The organism is Microbacterium sp. PI-SA-G (assembly GCF_057215335.1).
In genome coordinates, this window is record NZ_CM170103.1 from 37,185 (window position 1) to 54,694 (window position 17,510).

Annotated in this window: 28 protein-coding genes; 27 read left to right on the forward strand and 1 reads right to left on the reverse strand. The window is 67.2% G+C overall.

Features of this window, described 5'->3' with window-relative positions; all coding sequences use genetic code 11:
- The first annotated feature begins 2 nt into the window (after positions 1 to 2).
- Genes AC2D10_RS00200 through AC2D10_RS00215 form a run of 4 tightly spaced genes read left to right on the forward strand, consistent with a single transcriptional unit; the run spans position 3 to position 2,524 of the window.
- Complete coding sequence (locus AC2D10_RS00200; protein WP_484709736.1) at positions 3 to 386, forward strand: hypothetical protein; 384 nt, start codon at positions 3 to 5, stop codon at positions 384 to 386.
- Positions 383 to 1,357: a PDDEXK family nuclease gene (locus AC2D10_RS00205; protein ID WP_484709737.1), complete on the forward strand. Its 975-nt coding sequence runs from the start codon at positions 383 to 385 to the stop codon at positions 1,355 to 1,357. Before AC2D10_RS00200 ends, AC2D10_RS00205 begins: the two co-directional genes overlap by 4 nt.
- Positions 1,350 to 2,093 (forward strand): hypothetical protein, encoded by a 744-nt coding sequence (locus AC2D10_RS00210; RefSeq protein ID WP_484709738.1) that lies wholly within the window; start codon positions 1,350 to 1,352, stop codon positions 2,091 to 2,093. The genes AC2D10_RS00205 and AC2D10_RS00210 overlap by 8 nt, the downstream gene beginning before the upstream one ends.
- On the forward strand, positions 2,090 to 2,524 hold the full coding sequence (locus tag AC2D10_RS00215; RefSeq protein WP_484709739.1) for a hypothetical protein: 435 nt from the start codon (positions 2,090 to 2,092) through the stop codon (positions 2,522 to 2,524). Before AC2D10_RS00210 ends, AC2D10_RS00215 begins: the two co-directional genes overlap by 4 nt.
- Before the next feature lie 8 nt (positions 2,525 to 2,532).
- Here the strand turns inward: AC2D10_RS00215 and AC2D10_RS00220 are convergent, their stop codons facing one another.
- Positions 2,533 to 2,826 (reverse strand): hypothetical protein, encoded by a 294-nt coding sequence (locus tag AC2D10_RS00220; RefSeq protein ID WP_484709740.1) that lies wholly within the window; start codon positions 2,824 to 2,826, stop codon positions 2,533 to 2,535.
- A gap of 26 nt (positions 2,827 to 2,852) precedes the next feature.
- Between AC2D10_RS00220 and AC2D10_RS00225 the strand changes: the two genes are divergently transcribed.
- From AC2D10_RS00225 to AC2D10_RS00335, 23 genes are all read left to right on the forward strand, one after another.
- Positions 2,853 to 3,257 carry an HNH endonuclease gene (locus tag AC2D10_RS00225; RefSeq protein WP_484709742.1) on the forward strand — a complete coding sequence of 135 codons (405 nt, stop codon included), beginning with the start codon at positions 2,853 to 2,855 and terminating at the stop codon, positions 3,255 to 3,257.
- A gap of 139 nt (positions 3,258 to 3,396) precedes the next feature.
- Positions 3,397 to 3,696, forward strand: coding sequence for a hypothetical protein (locus AC2D10_RS00230; RefSeq protein WP_484709744.1), 300 nt, complete (start codon positions 3,397 to 3,399; stop codon positions 3,694 to 3,696).
- Positions 3,693 to 3,947 (forward strand): hypothetical protein, encoded by a 255-nt coding sequence (locus AC2D10_RS00235; protein WP_484709746.1) that lies wholly within the window; start codon positions 3,693 to 3,695, stop codon positions 3,945 to 3,947. The genes AC2D10_RS00230 and AC2D10_RS00235 overlap by 4 nt, the downstream gene beginning before the upstream one ends.
- Positions 3,944 to 4,393: a hypothetical protein gene (locus AC2D10_RS00240; protein ID WP_484709749.1), complete on the forward strand. Its 450-nt coding sequence runs from the start codon at positions 3,944 to 3,946 to the stop codon at positions 4,391 to 4,393. The genes AC2D10_RS00235 and AC2D10_RS00240 overlap by 4 nt, the downstream gene beginning before the upstream one ends.
- A 351-nt stretch (positions 4,394 to 4,744) precedes the next feature.
- Positions 4,745 to 5,401 carry a hypothetical protein gene (locus AC2D10_RS00245; RefSeq protein WP_484709750.1) on the forward strand — a complete coding sequence of 219 codons (657 nt, stop codon included), beginning with the start codon at positions 4,745 to 4,747 and terminating at the stop codon, positions 5,399 to 5,401.
- On the forward strand, positions 5,388 to 5,672 hold the full coding sequence (locus AC2D10_RS00250; RefSeq protein WP_484709753.1) for a hypothetical protein: 285 nt from the start codon (positions 5,388 to 5,390) through the stop codon (positions 5,670 to 5,672). The genes AC2D10_RS00245 and AC2D10_RS00250 overlap by 14 nt, the downstream gene beginning before the upstream one ends.
- Positions 5,669 to 5,956: a hypothetical protein gene (locus AC2D10_RS00255; protein WP_484709755.1), complete on the forward strand. Its 288-nt coding sequence runs from the start codon at positions 5,669 to 5,671 to the stop codon at positions 5,954 to 5,956. Before AC2D10_RS00250 ends, AC2D10_RS00255 begins: the two co-directional genes overlap by 4 nt.
- Entirely contained in the window at positions 5,956 to 6,426 is a 471-nt protein-coding gene (locus AC2D10_RS00260; protein WP_484709756.1) for a single-stranded DNA-binding protein, read from the forward strand. Before AC2D10_RS00255 ends, AC2D10_RS00260 begins: the two co-directional genes overlap by 1 nt.
- A complete protein-coding gene (locus tag AC2D10_RS00265) occupies positions 6,404 to 6,772 on the forward strand; it encodes a hypothetical protein (protein ID WP_484709758.1) in 369 nt (122 codons plus the stop codon). Before AC2D10_RS00260 ends, AC2D10_RS00265 begins: the two co-directional genes overlap by 23 nt.
- Positions 6,765 to 7,706, forward strand: a complete 942-nt coding sequence (locus AC2D10_RS00270; protein ID WP_484709760.1) for a hypothetical protein — start codon at positions 6,765 to 6,767, stop codon at positions 7,704 to 7,706. Before AC2D10_RS00265 ends, AC2D10_RS00270 begins: the two co-directional genes overlap by 8 nt.
- On the forward strand, positions 7,703 to 7,900 hold the full coding sequence (locus AC2D10_RS00275; protein WP_484709761.1) for a hypothetical protein: 198 nt from the start codon (positions 7,703 to 7,705) through the stop codon (positions 7,898 to 7,900). The genes AC2D10_RS00270 and AC2D10_RS00275 overlap by 4 nt, the downstream gene beginning before the upstream one ends.
- Positions 7,901 to 8,016: 116 nt before the next feature.
- The gene (locus tag AC2D10_RS00280; protein ID WP_484709764.1) at positions 8,017 to 8,643 is read left to right on the forward strand and encodes a hypothetical protein; all 627 of its coding nucleotides are present in this window, start codon (positions 8,017 to 8,019) and stop codon (positions 8,641 to 8,643) included.
- Positions 8,636 to 9,763, forward strand: a complete 1,128-nt coding sequence (locus tag AC2D10_RS00285; RefSeq protein ID WP_484709766.1) for an XRE family transcriptional regulator — start codon at positions 8,636 to 8,638, stop codon at positions 9,761 to 9,763. The genes AC2D10_RS00280 and AC2D10_RS00285 overlap by 8 nt, the downstream gene beginning before the upstream one ends.
- Before the next feature lie 371 nt (positions 9,764 to 10,134).
- Complete coding sequence (locus tag AC2D10_RS00290) at positions 10,135 to 10,452, forward strand: HNH endonuclease (RefSeq protein ID WP_484709767.1); 318 nt, start codon at positions 10,135 to 10,137, stop codon at positions 10,450 to 10,452.
- Positions 10,453 to 10,537: 85 nt separating this feature from the next.
- The gene (locus AC2D10_RS00295; RefSeq protein WP_484709768.1) at positions 10,538 to 10,903 is read left to right on the forward strand and encodes a hypothetical protein; all 366 of its coding nucleotides are present in this window, start codon (positions 10,538 to 10,540) and stop codon (positions 10,901 to 10,903) included.
- A complete protein-coding gene (locus AC2D10_RS00300; RefSeq protein ID WP_484709769.1) occupies positions 10,900 to 11,055 on the forward strand; it encodes a hypothetical protein in 156 nt (51 codons plus the stop codon). Before AC2D10_RS00295 ends, AC2D10_RS00300 begins: the two co-directional genes overlap by 4 nt.
- 125 nt (positions 11,056 to 11,180) lie before the next feature.
- Positions 11,181 to 11,552 (forward strand): terminase small subunit, encoded by a 372-nt coding sequence (locus tag AC2D10_RS00305; RefSeq protein WP_484709771.1) that lies wholly within the window; start codon positions 11,181 to 11,183, stop codon positions 11,550 to 11,552.
- 8 nt (positions 11,553 to 11,560) lie between these two features.
- The gene (locus tag AC2D10_RS00310; protein ID WP_484709773.1) at positions 11,561 to 13,177 is read left to right on the forward strand and encodes a hypothetical protein; all 1,617 of its coding nucleotides are present in this window, start codon (positions 11,561 to 11,563) and stop codon (positions 13,175 to 13,177) included.
- A gap of 13 nt (positions 13,178 to 13,190) precedes the next feature.
- Positions 13,191 to 14,636 carry a phage portal protein family protein gene (locus AC2D10_RS00315; protein ID WP_484709774.1) on the forward strand — a complete coding sequence of 482 codons (1,446 nt, stop codon included), beginning with the start codon at positions 13,191 to 13,193 and terminating at the stop codon, positions 14,634 to 14,636.
- Positions 14,633 to 15,913, forward strand: a complete 1,281-nt coding sequence (locus AC2D10_RS00320) for a head maturation protease, ClpP-related (protein ID WP_484709776.1) — start codon at positions 14,633 to 14,635, stop codon at positions 15,911 to 15,913. The genes AC2D10_RS00315 and AC2D10_RS00320 overlap by 4 nt, the downstream gene beginning before the upstream one ends.
- 1 nt (position 15,914) lies before the next feature.
- On the forward strand, positions 15,915 to 16,280 hold the full coding sequence (locus AC2D10_RS00325; protein ID WP_484709777.1) for a capsid cement protein: 366 nt from the start codon (positions 15,915 to 15,917) through the stop codon (positions 16,278 to 16,280).
- A 14-nt stretch (positions 16,281 to 16,294) separates the two neighbouring features.
- A complete protein-coding gene (locus AC2D10_RS00330; RefSeq protein WP_484709779.1) occupies positions 16,295 to 17,209 on the forward strand; it encodes a phage major capsid protein in 915 nt (304 codons plus the stop codon).
- Complete coding sequence (locus tag AC2D10_RS00335) at positions 17,209 to 17,496, forward strand: hypothetical protein (RefSeq protein WP_484709781.1); 288 nt, start codon at positions 17,209 to 17,211, stop codon at positions 17,494 to 17,496. The genes AC2D10_RS00330 and AC2D10_RS00335 overlap by 1 nt, the downstream gene beginning before the upstream one ends.
- The last annotated feature ends 14 nt before the right edge of the window (positions 17,497 to 17,510 follow it).

Consider the following 17,510-nt stretch of genomic DNA (forward strand, 5'->3'; position numbering starts at 1 on the left):
CCATGGCCGTCAAAATGTCCGGCAGCTTGCCGCAAGAACACGACCGCAACGGTATGGAGCGACTGCACTCGCAGCTCGTCAAGCACCCCGAGCGTCGACACGTCGTCGTCATGGTGGTCGACTGCCTCCGCACGACCGTCGAGCACGGCGGCGACGGCGACCGCTTCACGCCGACCAGCGGGATCCTGTTCATCGAGCCGATCCAGGACGACGAGGACGTCGACACGATCGTCGACATCATGGGCCGCGTTCGCGCGGAACGCATCGACGACGGCACCCTCGATTTCGACTTCGGCGTCGGCTCGGATCCGATGGCGAAGGCGGCATTCGACCTGCGCACAGCGTCCGGCGTGTTCGTGAGCAACTCCGACGAGGACGCATCATGACCCCCGCGATCACCGCCGCGCACGTCGTCGTCCCTGAGGACGCGCCCCGCACTGTGTGGATGATGGAACGCGGCGAGGGCGTCACTGCCTCCGAGGTGTGGGCTGTCGCCCGCGCCGGCATCAAGGCACGCCGCCGCATCGTCGAGTCGAAGATGAACGGCTCGACCTTCCGCGGCAACAAGGCCACGAACGCCGGTCACGCTCGCGAGGCGGCGCTGCTCGACGAGGCCGCCGAGCGCATGGCGTCGCTCACCCCGAACGGCGCACTGTGGGCCGCCATTGAGAACGACCTGCACCGCGCGACGCCCGACGCGATCGCGGTCGACCAGGACGGCGCGCTCGTCGCCGTCGAGGTGAAGTCGCACGAGTACGGCTGGAAGCTCGACACCATCCCGATCGAGCACATGGCGCAGATGCAGTGGCAGATCCACGTGCTCGGCGCCGACTACGCGCTCTACGGCTTCGAGGTCCGCGACGAGGACGACATGCCGCCCGCCGATGGCGCGACATGGATCCCGGTGCCGCGCGACGACGAGATGATCGCCTACCTCGTGCTGCGCGCCGATGCCTTCATCGCATGGCGCGACGCCGGATGCCCCAACGTCGACGATCTCCCTGAGGAAGTCACCGCCGCGATCGCCGAATGGGCACCGCTGAAGCGCGCGCTGGACGCCGCAGTGAAGGCCGAGAAGATCGCGAACGCCGCCGTAAAGGCGGCCCTGGCCGACCTCCCGCACGCTGCACGCTTCGGCGCCGTCGGCATGACGGAGGCCGGCGGCTTCCAGGCCACGGTCTCCGAGACGACCGTCATCGACGAGGCCGCGTGGAAGACCGCTGCGCCGGAGAAGCACAACCGCGCGGAGATGCTGCGCGTCGAGCTGGCGCTGATCGAGGCCGCCGCGCTGAAACAGTACCCGCGCACGACCCGCAAGGCACCCGCCCTGAGCTTCCTGGAGGTCGAGAATGTCTGACACCACCGCACCCGTACCCGAGGTCAAAACGATCGCCGAGGTGGAGCGCATCGTCAACGGCTCCGGACTCTGGGACGGCACCGGCACGATCGAGTTCTCCGACGACGGGATCACCTGGACCCCGGCATGGTCGCCGACCGACGACATCGCACACCCGCAGTTCGCACGCGTCGCGGTTCACCGCAAGGACGTCCGCATCCCGACGACAGCGATCATCCGCTGGGACGAGCAGTTCCCCGAAGCGTCCGAGGAGTGGTCGGGGAAGTGGACCCGCTCGCCGATGCGCCACTTCGGCCGCACCGTTCGCATGGTCGCCTACCGGCAGACGTTCCGCGAGCTGCTCGGCGACGTCCGCATCGAAGACGAGGCCGACGACCGAGTCACCGGAGCACTCGAGACGGATGCCGCTCCCGTAGCGCGCGACTTCGCCGCTGAGGTGCAGAAGGCCGAGACCGTCGACGACATCGACGCGATCGAGCGCGACGCCCGCGCTGTCCGTGCGTTCACGCCCGACAAGGCCGGGACCGACCTGCACCGCCTGTTCCGTAACCGTCGCCGTGAACTCGTCGACGCGGCATGGGCGGCCAGTAGCGCCGACCGCACAGTGTCCGCGTCCGAGGCCGTCGAGACCGTGGCCGAGACACTGCAGCAGCCCCTGGCGCCGCGCAGTTACCCGACGCCGTCGAACCGCGCGGCCCGCCGCAAGGCATCTCGCAAGAAGGGCGGCAAGCGATGATCGTCGACGAGACCGACGGCACGGTCACCGAGGGCGCGGTCGAACTCGTGCCGTTGAACCTGACGCTACTCAACGAGGACGAGCTGCTCTCTATGTTCCCGACGCCCGTGCAGTGCGCAGGCGCGCTGCTCATGGCGCGGCAGATGATCGCGCAGGCGCCCGCGGTGCTGGCCGAGCGCTCGAAGGCCGTGAAGGACGCGAAGCGGAACCTGATCGTCGCCCGCGGCTACGCCCGCCAGCGCGCCGCTGGCCGCGACGCCGATACCCGCCGCCTCGTCGCCGAGAGTGACGCCGAAGTGCTCATCGCGTGGGAAGCGATCGACACCGCCGAGCTCGCGCTCGAGTACGCCCGCGAGCGCCGCAAGTCCCTGAGCGAGGACATCGAGATCCTCCGCTCGCTGAACGCCAACTTCCGAGGAGAACACCGATGAGCGAGGAGCTACTCGTCGCCAGAAGCTTGATTCAACATGGCGCGGAAAATCGCGACGGCCGTCATGGCAACACCCATGCCGAAAGCGCACCACACCAGGGTTGCACCGGTTCTCTCGAGCCCATCATTGGCTACGCCGATCACGCAGAGGATCAGTCCGCCGAGGCATCCCCATGCTGCGATCGAGACGTAGACGAGAAGCCAGTCGGGCGGGCTCTTTCGCAGCACTTTCCCGTCGAGCACCATGATGACCAAGAGCAACGGGAAGATCTGGGCGAGTACAGCACAGGCGCTCGGGTTCACGTCGGAACTCTATCGGGGGTGACCCGATGAGCAAGCCGACCGAGGCGACGCGCCAAGCCGTCTATCTGCGCGACGGATACCGGTGCGCAGCGTGCGGCCGCCCCGAAGCGCTCACCTTCCAGCATCGCCGAGCTGTCCAGATGGGCGGGTCGAAGATCACCCCGCCACCCATCGACGGACTCACCCTCTGCGCAACCTGCAACGAGGCATGCGAGCACGCGATGCAGACGCATGCCCTCGCGAGCGGATGGAAGGTCCGCAAGTGGGTGACCTGCCCCGAGCGAGTCCCGGTCTACGTCGCGCACGAACTCTCCTGGTACCGACTCGAGGGAACTATCCGCATCCGGATCTCGACAGCCGTCGCGATGGAGATGGGTTGCTCGGTCTACGGCGACCAGTGGATGCAGTGGCGCACGAGGGCTGCAGCATGAGTGCGCCGCAGACGACGCCGACCGGTATCGCAATCGTTGACCGCGAGCTGTGCCAGCGCCGGCACCCCGAGACGCGGAAGCACTGCTCGACGTGCGGATCTCCGAGCCTGTTCCCGCACTCCTTTCACGGGGGTGCCTCGTGACCCTGATCAGTGAGGCCTTCGCCGAGTGGCGCGAGTGCCGTGCCGAGTACGACGGCACGCTCTATGCGCAGTACGAGGCCGCGGAGGAGGCGACGCGCGGCGCGATGCTGAACGCCCGCGGTCGCGCCCGCAACATCGACGCGCTGAGCCTGTTCATGGGGACGGAGGTGCGCGCTCTGGCGTACGCATCCGAGGAGCTGATCGAGCACTGGGCGACGCACCCCCGGGTGACGTTCGCGATGTTCGAGAAGCAGTGGCAGCGCAACCGTAACGAGCTCCTGCAGGTGGCGTCATGACCGCCGTGCTCGAGGCCCTCATCGCGCGGTCGCTGCCCGCGTCGGAGGAGAAGGATTGGGAGCCGAACCGTGAGGTCACTCTCGAGCAGCTGCGCGTCGTCGACATGATCCACGAGGGCAAGCCGACCTGCCGTCTCTGCGGCCAGGTCGTGAACCGCCTCGACATCTTCGGACTCTGCTCGAAGGTCTCCGATGCGCACAAGGAACGGCGCGGCGACTCTGTGCCCCGCAAGAAGGCGAGAACACAATGACCCCCGACGAGATGCTCGGCAAGCTGTCCTACGCGCGAAAGCGCCTCGAAGCGGCACAAGAAGCGAAGGCGAGCGCAGAGAAGCTCTCGGCCGGCGCAAGTGAACTCGGCGGCGGGATACCTGGATTCGGGGGATCGGGGAAGCAGGCTGCAGCGGGCAAGATGCGCGGCACCCATGACCGTGCTGCTCGTGCGCACCGTGATGCGGATGAGCGGATCGCGAAGTGGACCTACAAGATCAGCTCGCTCGAGCGGCGGATCGCTGAACACGAGCGAGTGGCCTTCACCGCGAAGGATCTGCAGGGAGCGACGCATGTGCGCTTTCAGCACGGGTGGTACAAGGTCGTCCGCGTCAACGCGAAGACGGTCACTGTTGCCACCCCGTACTCATGGACCGACCGTTACCCGATCGAGCAGGTTCGCGAGTTCCGGACGGTGACGTCATGAGTGCAATGCCGGAGTTCGCGATGACGTACATCGTCTACTGGCCAGAGGCCGGCGTGCTGAAGGTCGGCCGCGCATGGCGGTTCCACCGCGTGCAGATGATGACCCGCTCCGGCGGTCACATCGTCGTGCTCGCCCGTGGCACGGACAAGACGTGGGAGGCCGAGGCGCTGCGCACGCTGCGCCGGTGGTTCCCGCAGGCGTTCCGCAACGAGCGTGAGGCCGCGGACCTGTTGTTCATGGGCCGCGGGTGGACGGAGTGCTTCGAGGTTGACGAGCACCACCTGCAGCTGGCCGTCGACCTGTGTTTTGAGGGATTCGCGAGAGGTAGCGACCAAGGTGTCAACGAAGAACGTGCAACGGAAGATCAGCGCGGAGGATCTGCAGTTCCCGGGGTACCTGCGCGCACCGATGGCGGCGAAGCCGACGGCGATCGGGCTGTGGCTTCACACGGACGGTCTCGGCCGTCGGGAGATGGTGCCGGAGCTGCTGGCCGCGGCGATCTATCCGGGCGAGGCCGCGACGGACATGGTGATCGAGCATCTGCTGATGCTGGACGAGTCGAACTTCCTCGACCTGTACCGGGATCCGTCGGGCCGCGAGTGGATCACACTGACCCGCCCGCTGAAGGTGGACTCCCGCCTCGCGTGGTCGAACTGCCCCGAGCCGCCGGATCGCGAACATTCGCGAAGATTCGCGGCTGTGGAGGGAGCGCGGGAGCGGGCGGGCGCGAGGGTGCGAGCCGAGAACGCCGAGCGGGCCGGGCAGTGGGCGACCTGGGCGGACGAGCACGAGAGCAAGCCCGTACCGCCGAAGCGACCCCTGCTGCTGGATGCCCCGCCCATCGGTTGCCCCGAGCACCCTTTCGGCAGGTACAAGGACTGCGGCCCCTGCGGAACAGCGCGCCGCCGGCACGACAGGTGGGTGCAGGAAGCCCGCTACGGCGAACAGCTCACCGAGTACGAGCAGTCACAGGACACCGGAGAGGAGTGGAGCGATGAGCCCTTCTGAAACGAAGACCATCACGATCCCGCTGAAGGTGTGGGGGCAGCTGGCATCGGAGGCCGATCACCGGGGCACCAAGGTCGAGGACGTCCTCGTAGGCGCGATCAATCAGGTGAGGCTCCGGAGCCAGCGCCAGGCGGTCTGCATCGGCCTGGCCGTGATCGGCCACTCAGACCGCGTCATCGCGGAACTGACGGGCGAGGCCCGCGACTTCATCGGCGAGGCGCGCAGGAGCGTCGGCCTAGCAGCGAACACGAGCGAGAGGAAAAGAGCATGAGCACTCCCAAGATCAGCAGTTGGACTCCGAAGGAACTCAAGGACACGGTGTACCTGCACCTTCGCCCGAAGACGTCGTACTACGGCGTTCTCGAGGGCATGACCGTCGTGAAGACGGTGAAGTCCACCGAGGCGGAGATCGCGCCGGGCGACTTCATCGTAAAGCTCGAGGTCACCGTGCCGGCCGAGTTCTTCATCGAGGCCATGCCCTCCGCTCGGATCACCCTCGACTCAGGGCAGGTCATCCCGGTCGGCTTTGAGCAGCAGACGGAGGACGAGGACTGATGCCTGGCGAGACCGTCATCACCGTCGGCAACCTGACCGCTGACCCCGAGCTGCGCTACACGCAGAATGGCCTCCCGGTGGCGAACTTCACGATCGCGAGCACGCCGCGCAACTTCGATCGCACCGCGCAGGAGTGGAAGGACGGCGACGCGCTGTTCCTGCGGGCGTCGTGCTGGCGGGAGTTCGCGGAGCACGTGGCCGGGAGCCTGTCGAAGGGCATGCGCGTGATGGCGCAGGGCCGCCTCCGCCATCGGACCTACCAGGACCGCGAGGGGAACCAGCGCACGGCGATCGAGCTCGAGGTCGATGAGATCGGCCCGAGCCTCCGCTACGCGACCGCACAGGTGACCCGTGCGGCCCGCACCGACAGCCAGGGCAGGACGTCCGCGCCAGCGGCTGAGACAGAGCAGTGGGCGACGACGTCGCCTGCAGCTGAGGGATGGAACCATGGCGACGACACTCCGTTCTGAGCTCATGACGCGCCTCGAGGTCGCGCTCGTCGACGAGGTGTATGACGGCAGCTTCGGCGCTCTGACCGATGAGCAGCTCTCGACGCTCGTGCGCCGTCTCGCTGAGACGGCGCACGAGGTGGTCGGCGAGGTGCAGGGCGAGCCGTCGGAAGCCCGAATCGAAGCGGCAGCGCGTCGCCTGTTCGGTGCGACCGTCGACTCGATGCCCCGTGCCCGCGAACTTGCTCGCGCCGCTTTCGCAGCACCACCGCTGGTTGCATGCCCGCACTGGGCGCCGGGAAAAATCACGCTCCGCAACGGGTGCACCGCATGTGCTGCGGTCACCGAGGGGGAGAGCGATGTCTGATCGTTACTGCATCCGTGGGTGCACGGTTCGCGGCGACCACTATGCCGCCTGCGCGCACAGCGGACCGGACTACGAGGGCGACACCCCGTGCAGTGGATGCGTGCAGGTCGAGGCCCGTGACGGCGTGATGCTGTGCGAGCGCTGCTACCGCCGTCTGCGTCGTCACCTCGAGGACGCGGCCGACATCGTCGGTCACCTGCGTTCGATCGCTGACCCGACGAAGGCGGCAGTGTTCGATCGGATCCGGGTACAGTCGTCGGCGATCGAGATCCCAGCACCGGTGGCTGCTGACCTGATCGATGCCTCGAACGACATCACGACGACGCTGAACATGTGGGCGAACCACGTCGCGGGGGAGGACCGGCCCGGCGCCGGCCTCTCGGCGGGTGCGATGGCCGACGAGGCGCACGTGACCGTGCAACTCGCCGCCGACGTCATCCTCGACGACCTCGACACCGTCGCGAACGACTCGCATCAGGTGGAGGCGCTGTGGGAGGGCGTCTGCTCGACGAACGGCGCCGCCCCGGAGGTGTGGTCGATCGCGGATGCGTCGATGCGGTGGCCGCTCGAGGACGAGCCTCGGTGGGCGCAGGCCCCGTGCCCGAAGTGTGAGCTGATGGCCGTCCGTGTTCAGCCTGGCCGCAACGGCCGCCCGTCCCGGTACCGGTGCACGACGTTGATGTGTGACTGGGAGGCGAACTCGATGGATGACGACGGCCTGTGGGCGTCGGTGTTCGCCGAGCCGGCGCCGCCGGAGATCCGCGCTCACGACCCGCGCTGGTTGACCCTCGTCGATGCTGCTCGTCTGGTCGACCGCACTCCCGGCACTGTCCGCGGATGGGTGACACAGGAGCTGCTCGAGCCGCAGCTCGGCCGCTACTGGCAGGACGACGTGCTCGCCGTCGCGGCGGCCAAGAGGGGAGAGGCCGCATGAAGACCTGGCTCACGCTCGCCGGGGCCGCAGACGTCGCGCGACGCACCGAGCGCACCATCCGCAATTGGGTCGAGGCCGACGAGCTCAGACCACGCCACGGGCGCTTCATGCGCGACGACGTGCTCGCCGCCGAGCAGCGGATGCGGCGCCGAATCGGCCGGCCCCGCAAGGCAACGCGGGGAGACACCCGTTGAGCGAGGCAGAGCGGAGGCGCGCATGGTGGTGCGGTCCCATGACCTCGCGTGACACGCTCACTCCTCGATGTAAGAATTTTCCCAAAAATATTCGACGGGATGCTACTCTGCATACTATGGTCTCGGAACTTACACGTCGACTGGTTATCCGCGAGGGGTCGCTCCTCGCACCTTCTCTGTACGCACATCTGGACACATCCGATGCGCAGACTCGCCAGATGCTAGGAGGTCGTCTCCCCGAGAGGGATAACCCGCTCGCTTTCGCGCACGTGCGGCGGGGGTTGCTGCGGAAGGGCCTCGCATCAGAGGGTCTTCCGGGCGGCTGGGAGATCGCGGGAAATCCGAGGCTGGGAGGTCAGCTGCTGCTTGCGCACCAAGCCTATGGCGCAACGATGCGTGTGCTCTCCGAGAGTCGGGTCACGCGCAACGGCGTCCCCCATGCGGGTTCCAATGCCGCACGCCGCGAGGCCTGGTATCAGCCGCTTCGGCCGCTGTTCTACGGCACTGACCTCGTCGGCGAAGATCATCTGCAGCTCTTGCTTCTGATGAATCTGCGCGGGGAGCAGCCCGTGTGGCGTATCGTGCACCCGACCGAGGCCGGAAAATACAGTGGATCTGTTGAGTGCGACCTCGCAGTGGGCCTCCTTCGAGACACTGACACGGCCGCAGGGAGATTCGAGGCCGACGAGGAAGATGTCGATCTGTTCCGCGCCGACATCGATGAGGAAGTTGGAGATGTCTGATGCGTTCAACGGCGCCCGCCTGGAGTCTTTGCGCAACCTGTTCGGTCTGACGCAAGGGGAACTCGGTGCCCGGCTCGGCGTGACTCAGTCGCTCCTTTCTCGCATCGAACACGGGCATGCGCCACTCACGGCAGAGCTTGCGTCATCGGCGAGTCAGACCTTCGGCGAGCCCATCAGCTTCTTCAAAGTGCCGCAGCATCCTGTGCCACTCGGTCCCCTGGCCTTCCGGCGCAAGTCATCGACTCGCGCAGCAGAACGGTCGCGTATCGGCGAGTTGTACCGCGAGGCATCGCGCGTCTTCCATGAAGTGAGTTCCGCCTCGGGATATCACGCTATCTCGTCGGAACTTACCGCCGGCGCCGAGGACCTCGATATCGCGGCCGATCGAATACGCGGCGCGGCGGGTGTTGCGAAGGACGCACCGATCCGGAACGTCACGCGAATGCTCGAGAGGTTCGGCGTCGGCGTCGTCGTTGACCTCGATGACGAGGCTTACGCACAGGACCGCGCCGACATCTCGGGGATTAGTATGCCCACGAAGAACAATGGGCGCCCGCTCGTCGCCACGACATCTATCGGCCGGGGCGACGTGCAGAGGATCACTCTGGCGCATGAGCTTGGCCACTTGGTGCTGCATCGAGATGCGCCATCGATCAACTGCTCCTTGCGTCACCCTCAAGAACAGGAGGCATTCTCCCTTGCCTCGCTCGTGCTGGTGCCTCGGGGCGTGATGAGTTCACGAGTCTCGGAGTCGGCGACGCTTCGCGAGTTCTTGACTATCAAGGCGGACTACGGAATCTCGGCCGGGGCTGCTGTTGTCCATGCGCATCGACTTGGTTTGATCAGCGCGGACCGGTACCGGGGCTTGCAGATGCAGATGCAGGCACGTAAGTGGAAGTACAACGAACCCGGCGAGGTTACGACCGAGACTCCCCGGCTACTCGGGCAGGCGTTGACGAGGGCGTATCCCACTGCCACCTACGCGCGGGCATCCCACGATCTCGGCGCGAGGCCGTCTCGCCTGCGCCGTTGGGCACATCACGCGGAGACCTTAGACACGAACGCCGATTCAGGTCAGGTAGTGCCGGACAACGTGACGCCACTGCGGAGGAGAGCATGACTGATACCCACAGCAATTGGTGCGCTCACGATCGCGAGAATGCACCGTCGAGGCGGAAACGCTTCAAACTCTTCCAACCGACGTGTTAAGCTGTGCTTGCACCTGAACCATGTCCCCGAAGCCTCGCCGATCCGGCGGGGCTTTCGTGGTTCTCGGGCTCTTCCGGCGTCCCCAGCGTCGGGCTCTCGCCCCGCCGCCACACGCTCACATCCCTCTGCAGAGCGACCGCCGCTGCCATGACCTCGCGTGCGCACCCGATGGATCGGGATGGCCGTAGAGCGAGCAGCACCCGGGCGGCATCGCATGATGCGCACACTCGAGCGGTGATGGGCGGCGGGGCGCAGTCTTCCTCGTGATCGGAGGCCGCGGTTGTGAGCAAGCGGACGCATACCCGCGAGGATCAGCGGCAACGCACGGAGTTTTTCGAGGAGGGCAAGCGCCTAGACGCGGATCCAGCGACACGGCACCTCGCCGGGTGCTGGCTGTGCGGCCTTCGCGTCGACTACACGCAGGCACCGGGCACCACGACGGACTCACACACCCTCGACCACTACTTCCCCGTCGATGACTTCCCCGAGCTGCAGAACGACCCCGACAACTTCCGCCACTCGCACTTCGACTGCAACAGCAGCCGAGGCAAGGGGGACGCCGAGCGTGGCCTCGGTGACCTCATGCCGGCGTGGTGGTGACCGAGGCTCCCGGCTTGCCTTCGCTGCGGCGCACATACCCCGCGCGCAGGCTGAGCGAGCCGGGCAGGACATCCGAGGAGACACCATGAACCGCTTCGCTGCTGTGGGCCTGTTCGTCGAGGCGGCGAAGGGCAAGCGTGTCCTCGTGCTCACCCCGCGTCGTCACGAGATCGGCGACGCACTCGACTGCTTCATGCGGGTCGACGAGGTAGCGCAGTGGCCCGGGGTGCGGGTGCGTCGTGCCAACGGCGACGAGCGCATCGACCTCGGCGGTCGCGGACGCATCGTCTTCCACTCGGTCTCATCCTCGCTGAGGGGGCAGAGTGCCGACATCGTCTTCATCGACGAGGAGGCGGACCGCAGACTCGACGACGCAGGTCGCGATCGGTTGTATCGCGACCTGCGTGCCATCACCGACGCGACCCCGACTGCCGAGGTGGTCCGCGCATGAGCACCCGAGCACGCAAGGCACGCAAGCGCGCGGGTATCCCGTACACCAAGCCGCAGAAGCGCCCCACGGTGGTGTGGAGCGCCCGTAGAGGCCTCGGTCTCATCAGCGGTGCCGAGATCCTCGCCCGCGTCCTCGCCCGCCCGTCCAGATAGGCCCCCCGCCGAAAAATCCAGCCTCGGGGGCGGAGGACGGAACACCGCTGGGTGGGTGTTCCTCTCTCCCCGCTAATTCTCGGTAGGGGGTCGCACGCGCGCGCACGCGAGAAGGGTGGTCCGACGTGACCGTTTTCGCTCAGGAGTCCGTGACCGAGGCGCTCGAACGCGGACTGCGCAACGCGAAGCATCTGCGGATGCGGCACGCGCCGGCCGTGGCAGCCGCCCGAGCTCTCGCACGCAAGATTGACGCCTGGGACACCATCGTCGACTGGGCGCTCGAGGAAGCCGCCGAGACCCGAGGTGCTCGCCCCGCCGTCCCCGCCAACGACAACGTGTCGATCGCGAGCTTCCTGAAATACCTCGACGCGCTCGGCCTCACGCCGGAAGACGAAGCACCCGCCGCCGCGCCGGGCCGACCGGCAACGAAGCCTGCGCCTGCAGCGGCTCCGACGAACAAGGTGCTCGCGTTCCGGCAGAAAACACAGGCCGGATAGGGGGCACGGTGACGATCACGCATGGGTTCACCGAGCCGCGTGTGTGGACGAAGCCGCTGTGTGAGTTGACCCCGCGAACCTCTCGCGGATTTGAGGTCATCGAATTCGCCGAAGACGTCCTGAACGTCCACCTGTTCCCGTGGCAGAAGTGGCTCCTCATCCACATGATGGAGCTCGACTCATTCGGGCTGCTCCGCTTCCGCAAGGCGCTGATCATCGTCGGTCGGCAGAACGGCAAGACGCTGATCGCAGCGGTGCTCGCCGCGTACTGGCTCTACGTCGATGCCGGTCGTTGGCCGAACCAGCTGCCGGAGCAGGACTTCATTGTCGTCGGCGCGGCGCAGAAGCTCGACATCGCGATGAGGCCGTGGCGGCAGGTTCGTCGCTGGGGCGCTCCCGACGACGTCAAGATCGGGATCGCTCGCGACCGTGTCCCTGACCTGCAGTCGCTCACATGGTCGCCGCGCACCACCAACGGCGAGACCGAGCTGCGCACACATGCTGGTGCCGCCTACCTTCCTCGTACCTTCGACGGCGCCCGCGGGCAGTCCGCCGCCCGACTGATCCTCGACGAGCTGCGCGAGCAGTACGACTACGAGGGCTGGTCGGCGATCGAGAAGTCCGCGAACGCCATGTTCGACTCGCTCCTCGTCGCCTTCTCCAACGCAGGTACCCGGCGATCAAGAGTGCTGCGCGACGTCCGCGACATCGGTCACGAAGGCGTCGACGACCCCGACACGCAGTGGTTCATCGCCGAGTGGTCGGCGCTGCCGGATGCCCGTCTCGACGACATCGAGGCGTTCGCGCAGGCGAATCCGTCCGCCGGCTACCTGCCGGGCATGACACTGCTCGGCCTAATGCGCGCCGCGGCGGAGGCCAAGGAGAAGAACGTCGAGCGCATCGAGGTGCTCGGTCAGTGGGTGACCGCGAAGGTCAACAACTTCATCGAGGTCGAGGACTGGAAGCAACTTCACGAAACCATCGACAAGGTGCTCGCATCCATCCCGCGAGGTGGTCGCACCGTGTGGGGCATCGACATGTCGCACAAGCGGAACAAGACCTGGCTATCCGCAGCCGTGCTCACGGAAGACGGGCGCCCTTTCGTTACGGTCCGCGTCAAGCGACCCGGATGGGCGTGGGTGATCCCCGCGCTGATCGAACTTGCTCAGGCGTCCGGTCACCGAGAGGTCGCCGTTCAGGCAAAGGGCGTGCCCGCTGCTGACTTCCTCAAGCCGCTGCAAGACGCGGTCTTTGACATCAACGGAAGGCAGTCGGGCTTCATCGTTCACGCGATCGACTGGTCCTCGTTCGCACTCGCGACGGGGCGGCTCAGCGATCGAGTTCGTGATCGAGGCATCGTGCTCGTTCCTCAGCCGGATGTCGACCGCGCCATCCCTGGCGCGGTCGTGCGTGCCTATGCGGAGAACACGGGCTGGTCGCGTGAGAAGTCGATGCCGATCGACATCGCCGGGATCTGCGCGATGACTATCGCGCTCTACGCGCTCGAGGCGCTCGAGCCGGAGCCGGAGCCTACGCCAGTCCGCCCACCCGCCGCTGAGTCCGTCATCTACGGCGGCGACAGCGTCACATCGACCGGACCCAACTTCGCGACGGTCGCATTCTGAGAGGAGGCCCCCTGTGCCAGATGAAATCGGGTATGTGAAGGGTGGTCTCCTCGCCTGGGAGACGCTCGCCGACGAGGCGCACGAGAAGAATCCGGACCTGCAGTGGCCGAAGTCGACCGAGGTCTACGACCAGATGCGACGCGAGGACGCGCAGGTCGGGTCGGTTCTCCGGGCTGTGACGCTCCCGATTCGCGCGACTCGGTGGGAGATCGACCCGGCCGGTGCTCGCGAGGAGGTCGTCGCGCTCGTTGCGCAGGACCTCGGCCTCCCGGTCAAGGGCCAGGAGGAGGCACTGCGCCCGCGCCGCCAGCGTGGCCGGTTCTCGTGGGACGACTTTCTCCGCCTCGCGCTGCTCGAGCTGCCGTTCGGGCACTCCGTGTTTGAGCAGGTCTACCGCATCGAGAACGGCCGTGCGCATCTCGCGAAGCTCGCATGGCGCCCGCCGCGCACGATCTCGAAGTTTGAGGTTGCGCCCGACGGCGGTCTCGTCGCGATCGAGCAGCACGGTCTCGTCGGCGGGACGAACGTCCGCATCCCGGTCGACCGTCTCGTCGTGTTCGTCAACGAGCGCGAGGGCGCGAACTGGCTCGGCCAGTCGCTGCTCCGACAGGCGTATAAGGACTGGCTCCTGAAGGACCGGTTCCTCCGCATCCAGGCGCTCGTCGCCGAACGGAACGGTCTCGGCGTTCCGGTTGTGAAGGGTGCCGAGCTTCCCGAGGCGATCGCGAAGGACACTGCCAAGGCGACCGAGTGGCTCGCGACTCAGAAGTCGGAGGGACTCAAGCTCGCGAAGGACTTCCGCGCGGGCGAAGCAGCGGGCGCGTTCATCCCACACGGCGGAGACCTGGCGCTCATCGGCGTCACGGGGAAGCTCCCTGACATGGACGGCCCGATCCGCTACCACGACGAGCAGATCGCGCACGCCGTCCTGGCGCACCTCCTGACCCTCGGCGGCGACAACTCCACCGGGTCCTACGCCCTCGGCGACACCTTCGAGGACTTCTTCACCGGGTCTCTCAACGCGGTCATGAACCACCTCGCCGACGTGATCCAGCAGCACGTCATCGAGGACCTCGTCGATCAGAACTGGGGACTGGACGAACCTGCCCCGCAGATCGTCCCGCACCCGCTCGGCAAGGACCAGCCGCTCACGGCAGACGCGATCCGCGCACTACTCGACTCCGGCGCGCTCTCCTGGGATCCCGCCCTCGAGGCGTTCGTGCGAGCGAAGTACGACATCCCTGCGAAGCCCGAGGGCTCTGCAGACACGTCATCCGAGGCACGCGAGCGGGCAGTCAGCGCCGCGACGATCGCGCAGAAGGTCTACCTCGCGACCGACAAGAAGCCTCTCACCCAGCAGGAAGCCCGCGAGTTGATCCGTCTCGCGGGTGCCGATCTTCAGGGCGACGGCCCGACGGCCGAGACCGCCCCCGCAATCGAGCCCGAGGAGGCCGCATGAGTAACGAGCACACCGGTGCGAACCGGTTCTGGGGTAAGCACACCCCGCCCAAGTCGAAGACCGAGTTCTTCGACGCGGTCACCATGCCGTCCCCGGTCGGCGAAGGCTCGATCGCGACGATCCGCATGTACGGCCCGATCGACTCCTGGGGCGGGTACTGGGGTATCTCGACGAAGGACGTCAGTGAGGTCCTCGACGGACTGCCCGACTCGGTGACGCAGATCATCCTCCGGATCAACTCGCCCGGTGGCGAGGTGTTCGAGGGCGTGTCGATCCTGAACATGCTGCGGGCGCACAGCGCGTCCGTCATGGCGGTCGTTGACGGGCTGGCAGCATCCGCCGCCTCGGTCATCGCGACGGGGTGCGACGAGACGGTCATGTCCCCCGGCACGCAGCTGATGATCCACTCGCCCTCGACGATCGTCTGGGGCAACGCAGCGGACATGCGGAAGGTCGCCGACGTCCTCGACGGCATCGAGGAGTCGATCATCTCGATCTACCGCGACAAGGCGGGCGAGTCCGCATGGGGCGAGCTGCTCTCTGCAGAGACGTGGTACACCGCGCAGCAGGCGGTCGAGGCCGGTCTCGCCGACCGCGTCGCCGTCGTCAAGGACGCGGGCGAGACCTCGACCGCAGGCGCGGATGACGACGACCTGATTGACCCGCTCGAGGGTGACTCGGTCGAGGACAAGTACCAGTCGGCGCGCGCCCGTCTCGCCGCGAAGTTCACCGGTGCCACGGCGCCGATCAAGCCCCCGAGCTCAACCGAGCCGGGTAACCCCACCCAGAAGGAGGCACTCGCGATGAGCGACGCCCTGAAGGCTGGCCTGTCCGCACGGCTCGGTGTGACCGATGCTGCGATCTCTGACGACGACCTCCTGGCCGCCGTCGACGAGGTCCTCGGCGAGCAGGCAGAAACCCCGGCAGCATCGGCTGTCACCACCACCATCCCGGCCGGCACGCAGCTGATCGAGGACAACGTCCTCGCCGAACTGCGCAAGAACGCTGCGGCTGGCGCGGAAGCTCGCGCCCAGCAGATCAGCGATCGTCGCGCCGGCATCATCTCGGCCGCACTGCAGGAGGGTCGCATCTCCGCGGCCTCGTCGGAGAACTTCCGCGCCCTGCTCGACGCCGACGAGGAGGGCACCACGAAGCTGCTCAACTCGCTCGCGAAGAACTCCGTCCCGGTCGCCGAGATCGGGCATGCCGCCGGCGAGGTGACCGCGGAGGACGCGGCGTACCGCGCCGTGTTCCCGACCACCGAGAAGGAGGCCTGACATGGCCAAGAGCTACCTGCCCCTGTTCCGCCCGGGTGACACCGTCACCTTCGGCGTGACGACCGCCGTCACCGCCGGTCAGACCGTCGAGGTCAGTGCAACCGCTGACATGTCGGTCGCGCCCGCCGCCGCCGGATCCGCGAAGTACGTCGGCGTGGCCGGCCACGACGCGGCCGTCGGCGACAAGCTGACCGTCGAGCTCGGCAAGCCCATCCACGAGCTCAAGGCATCGGGCGCAATCACCCGCGGCCAGCGGCTCGAGACCGGTGCCGCCGGCACCGTTCGCACCGTCGCTGCGGGCACTGCCGTGTTCGTCGCGCTCTCGTCCGCCGTCGATGGTGCGCTCGTGCGCGCCGTCCAGCTCTAAGAAAGGAGAGCACGATGCAGACCTACCCGCTCACCCCGAGCCAGCTCGCCAAGGTCTCGGCAGCCGATCTGATCGCGTTCCTCAAGAACCCGACGCTCGTCGCTCGTCGCATGTCGGAGATCCTCTCTGCGCAGCAGTTCCTCGGACTGTTCCTGCTGCAGAAGCGGTTCACCATCACCGGCGGCGCGATCGGTGTCCCGATCAACGAGGTCATCCGTGCCGCTCGCGGTGCGGAGATCGTCGCCCCCGGCGCTGAGTACAAGCTCACGCCGATGTCGGCCGAGGAGTACGAGTTCTACTCCGCCATGAAGGAGGGCCTCGCGACCGAGGTCACCGACGAGCAGGTCGGCCGTCTCCTGCGTCAGCCGATCGACGACGCGTTCACCTTCCTGCAGACCGAGCTCGTGTTCTCGGCGAACGATGCCGCCCTCGGCGCCGTCGCCTCGTCGATCACGAACACGCTCGCCGCCGGCGCTGCGTGGACCACCGGCAAGCAGATCTACAAGGACGCGCTGCGCGTGAAGGCGCGCGTCCGCCGTCAGAAGCTGGGCTACGACATCGACACCGTCGTGCTCCCCGGCGAGCAGTACGCCGAGGTCATCCCCGAGCTGCTCGACATCCTTCCGAAGGACAGCGGTCAGGCTCTGACCGACTCGTTCCCGACGATCGCGGGCATCACCTGGCTCCCGGATGACGGCGACGACATCGCCGACCCGCTGTTCCTGGACCGGCGTCGCCTCGGTGGCATCGCCCGCGAGCAGATCCCCACGCCCGAGATGCAGCCGGTCGGCGGCGACACGGGCGTCGAGATCGCGGCGATCCGCGAGGGCAAGGCGGAGAAGACCCGCCTGCAGGCCCGCAACGTCCACGTGCCCATCGTGACGGACCCGCTCGCCGGGTTCTACCTGACCGGAACGGAGGCCCCGTGATGAGCACCCTGCACATCGCCACCGCCGCATTCGTGAAGGTCTCGATCGGTTCGCCGTCCGGGAACCGAGTCGCGCAGCTGATCCAGCGCGGCTCGATCGTCCCGGCCGGCGTGGCCGAGGAACAGATCGAGCACCTCGTCGCCCGCGGTCTCATCGAGGCCGTCGAGCCCCAGCCCGAGCTCGAGCCCGAGGTGACGCCCGAGCCGACGCCGGCTCAGCCCGAGCCCAAGACGCCGGAAGCCGCCAAGGTCGCGGCAGCGAAGCCGACTGCCGCGAAGCAGTCCTGAGTGAAAGGGGCGAT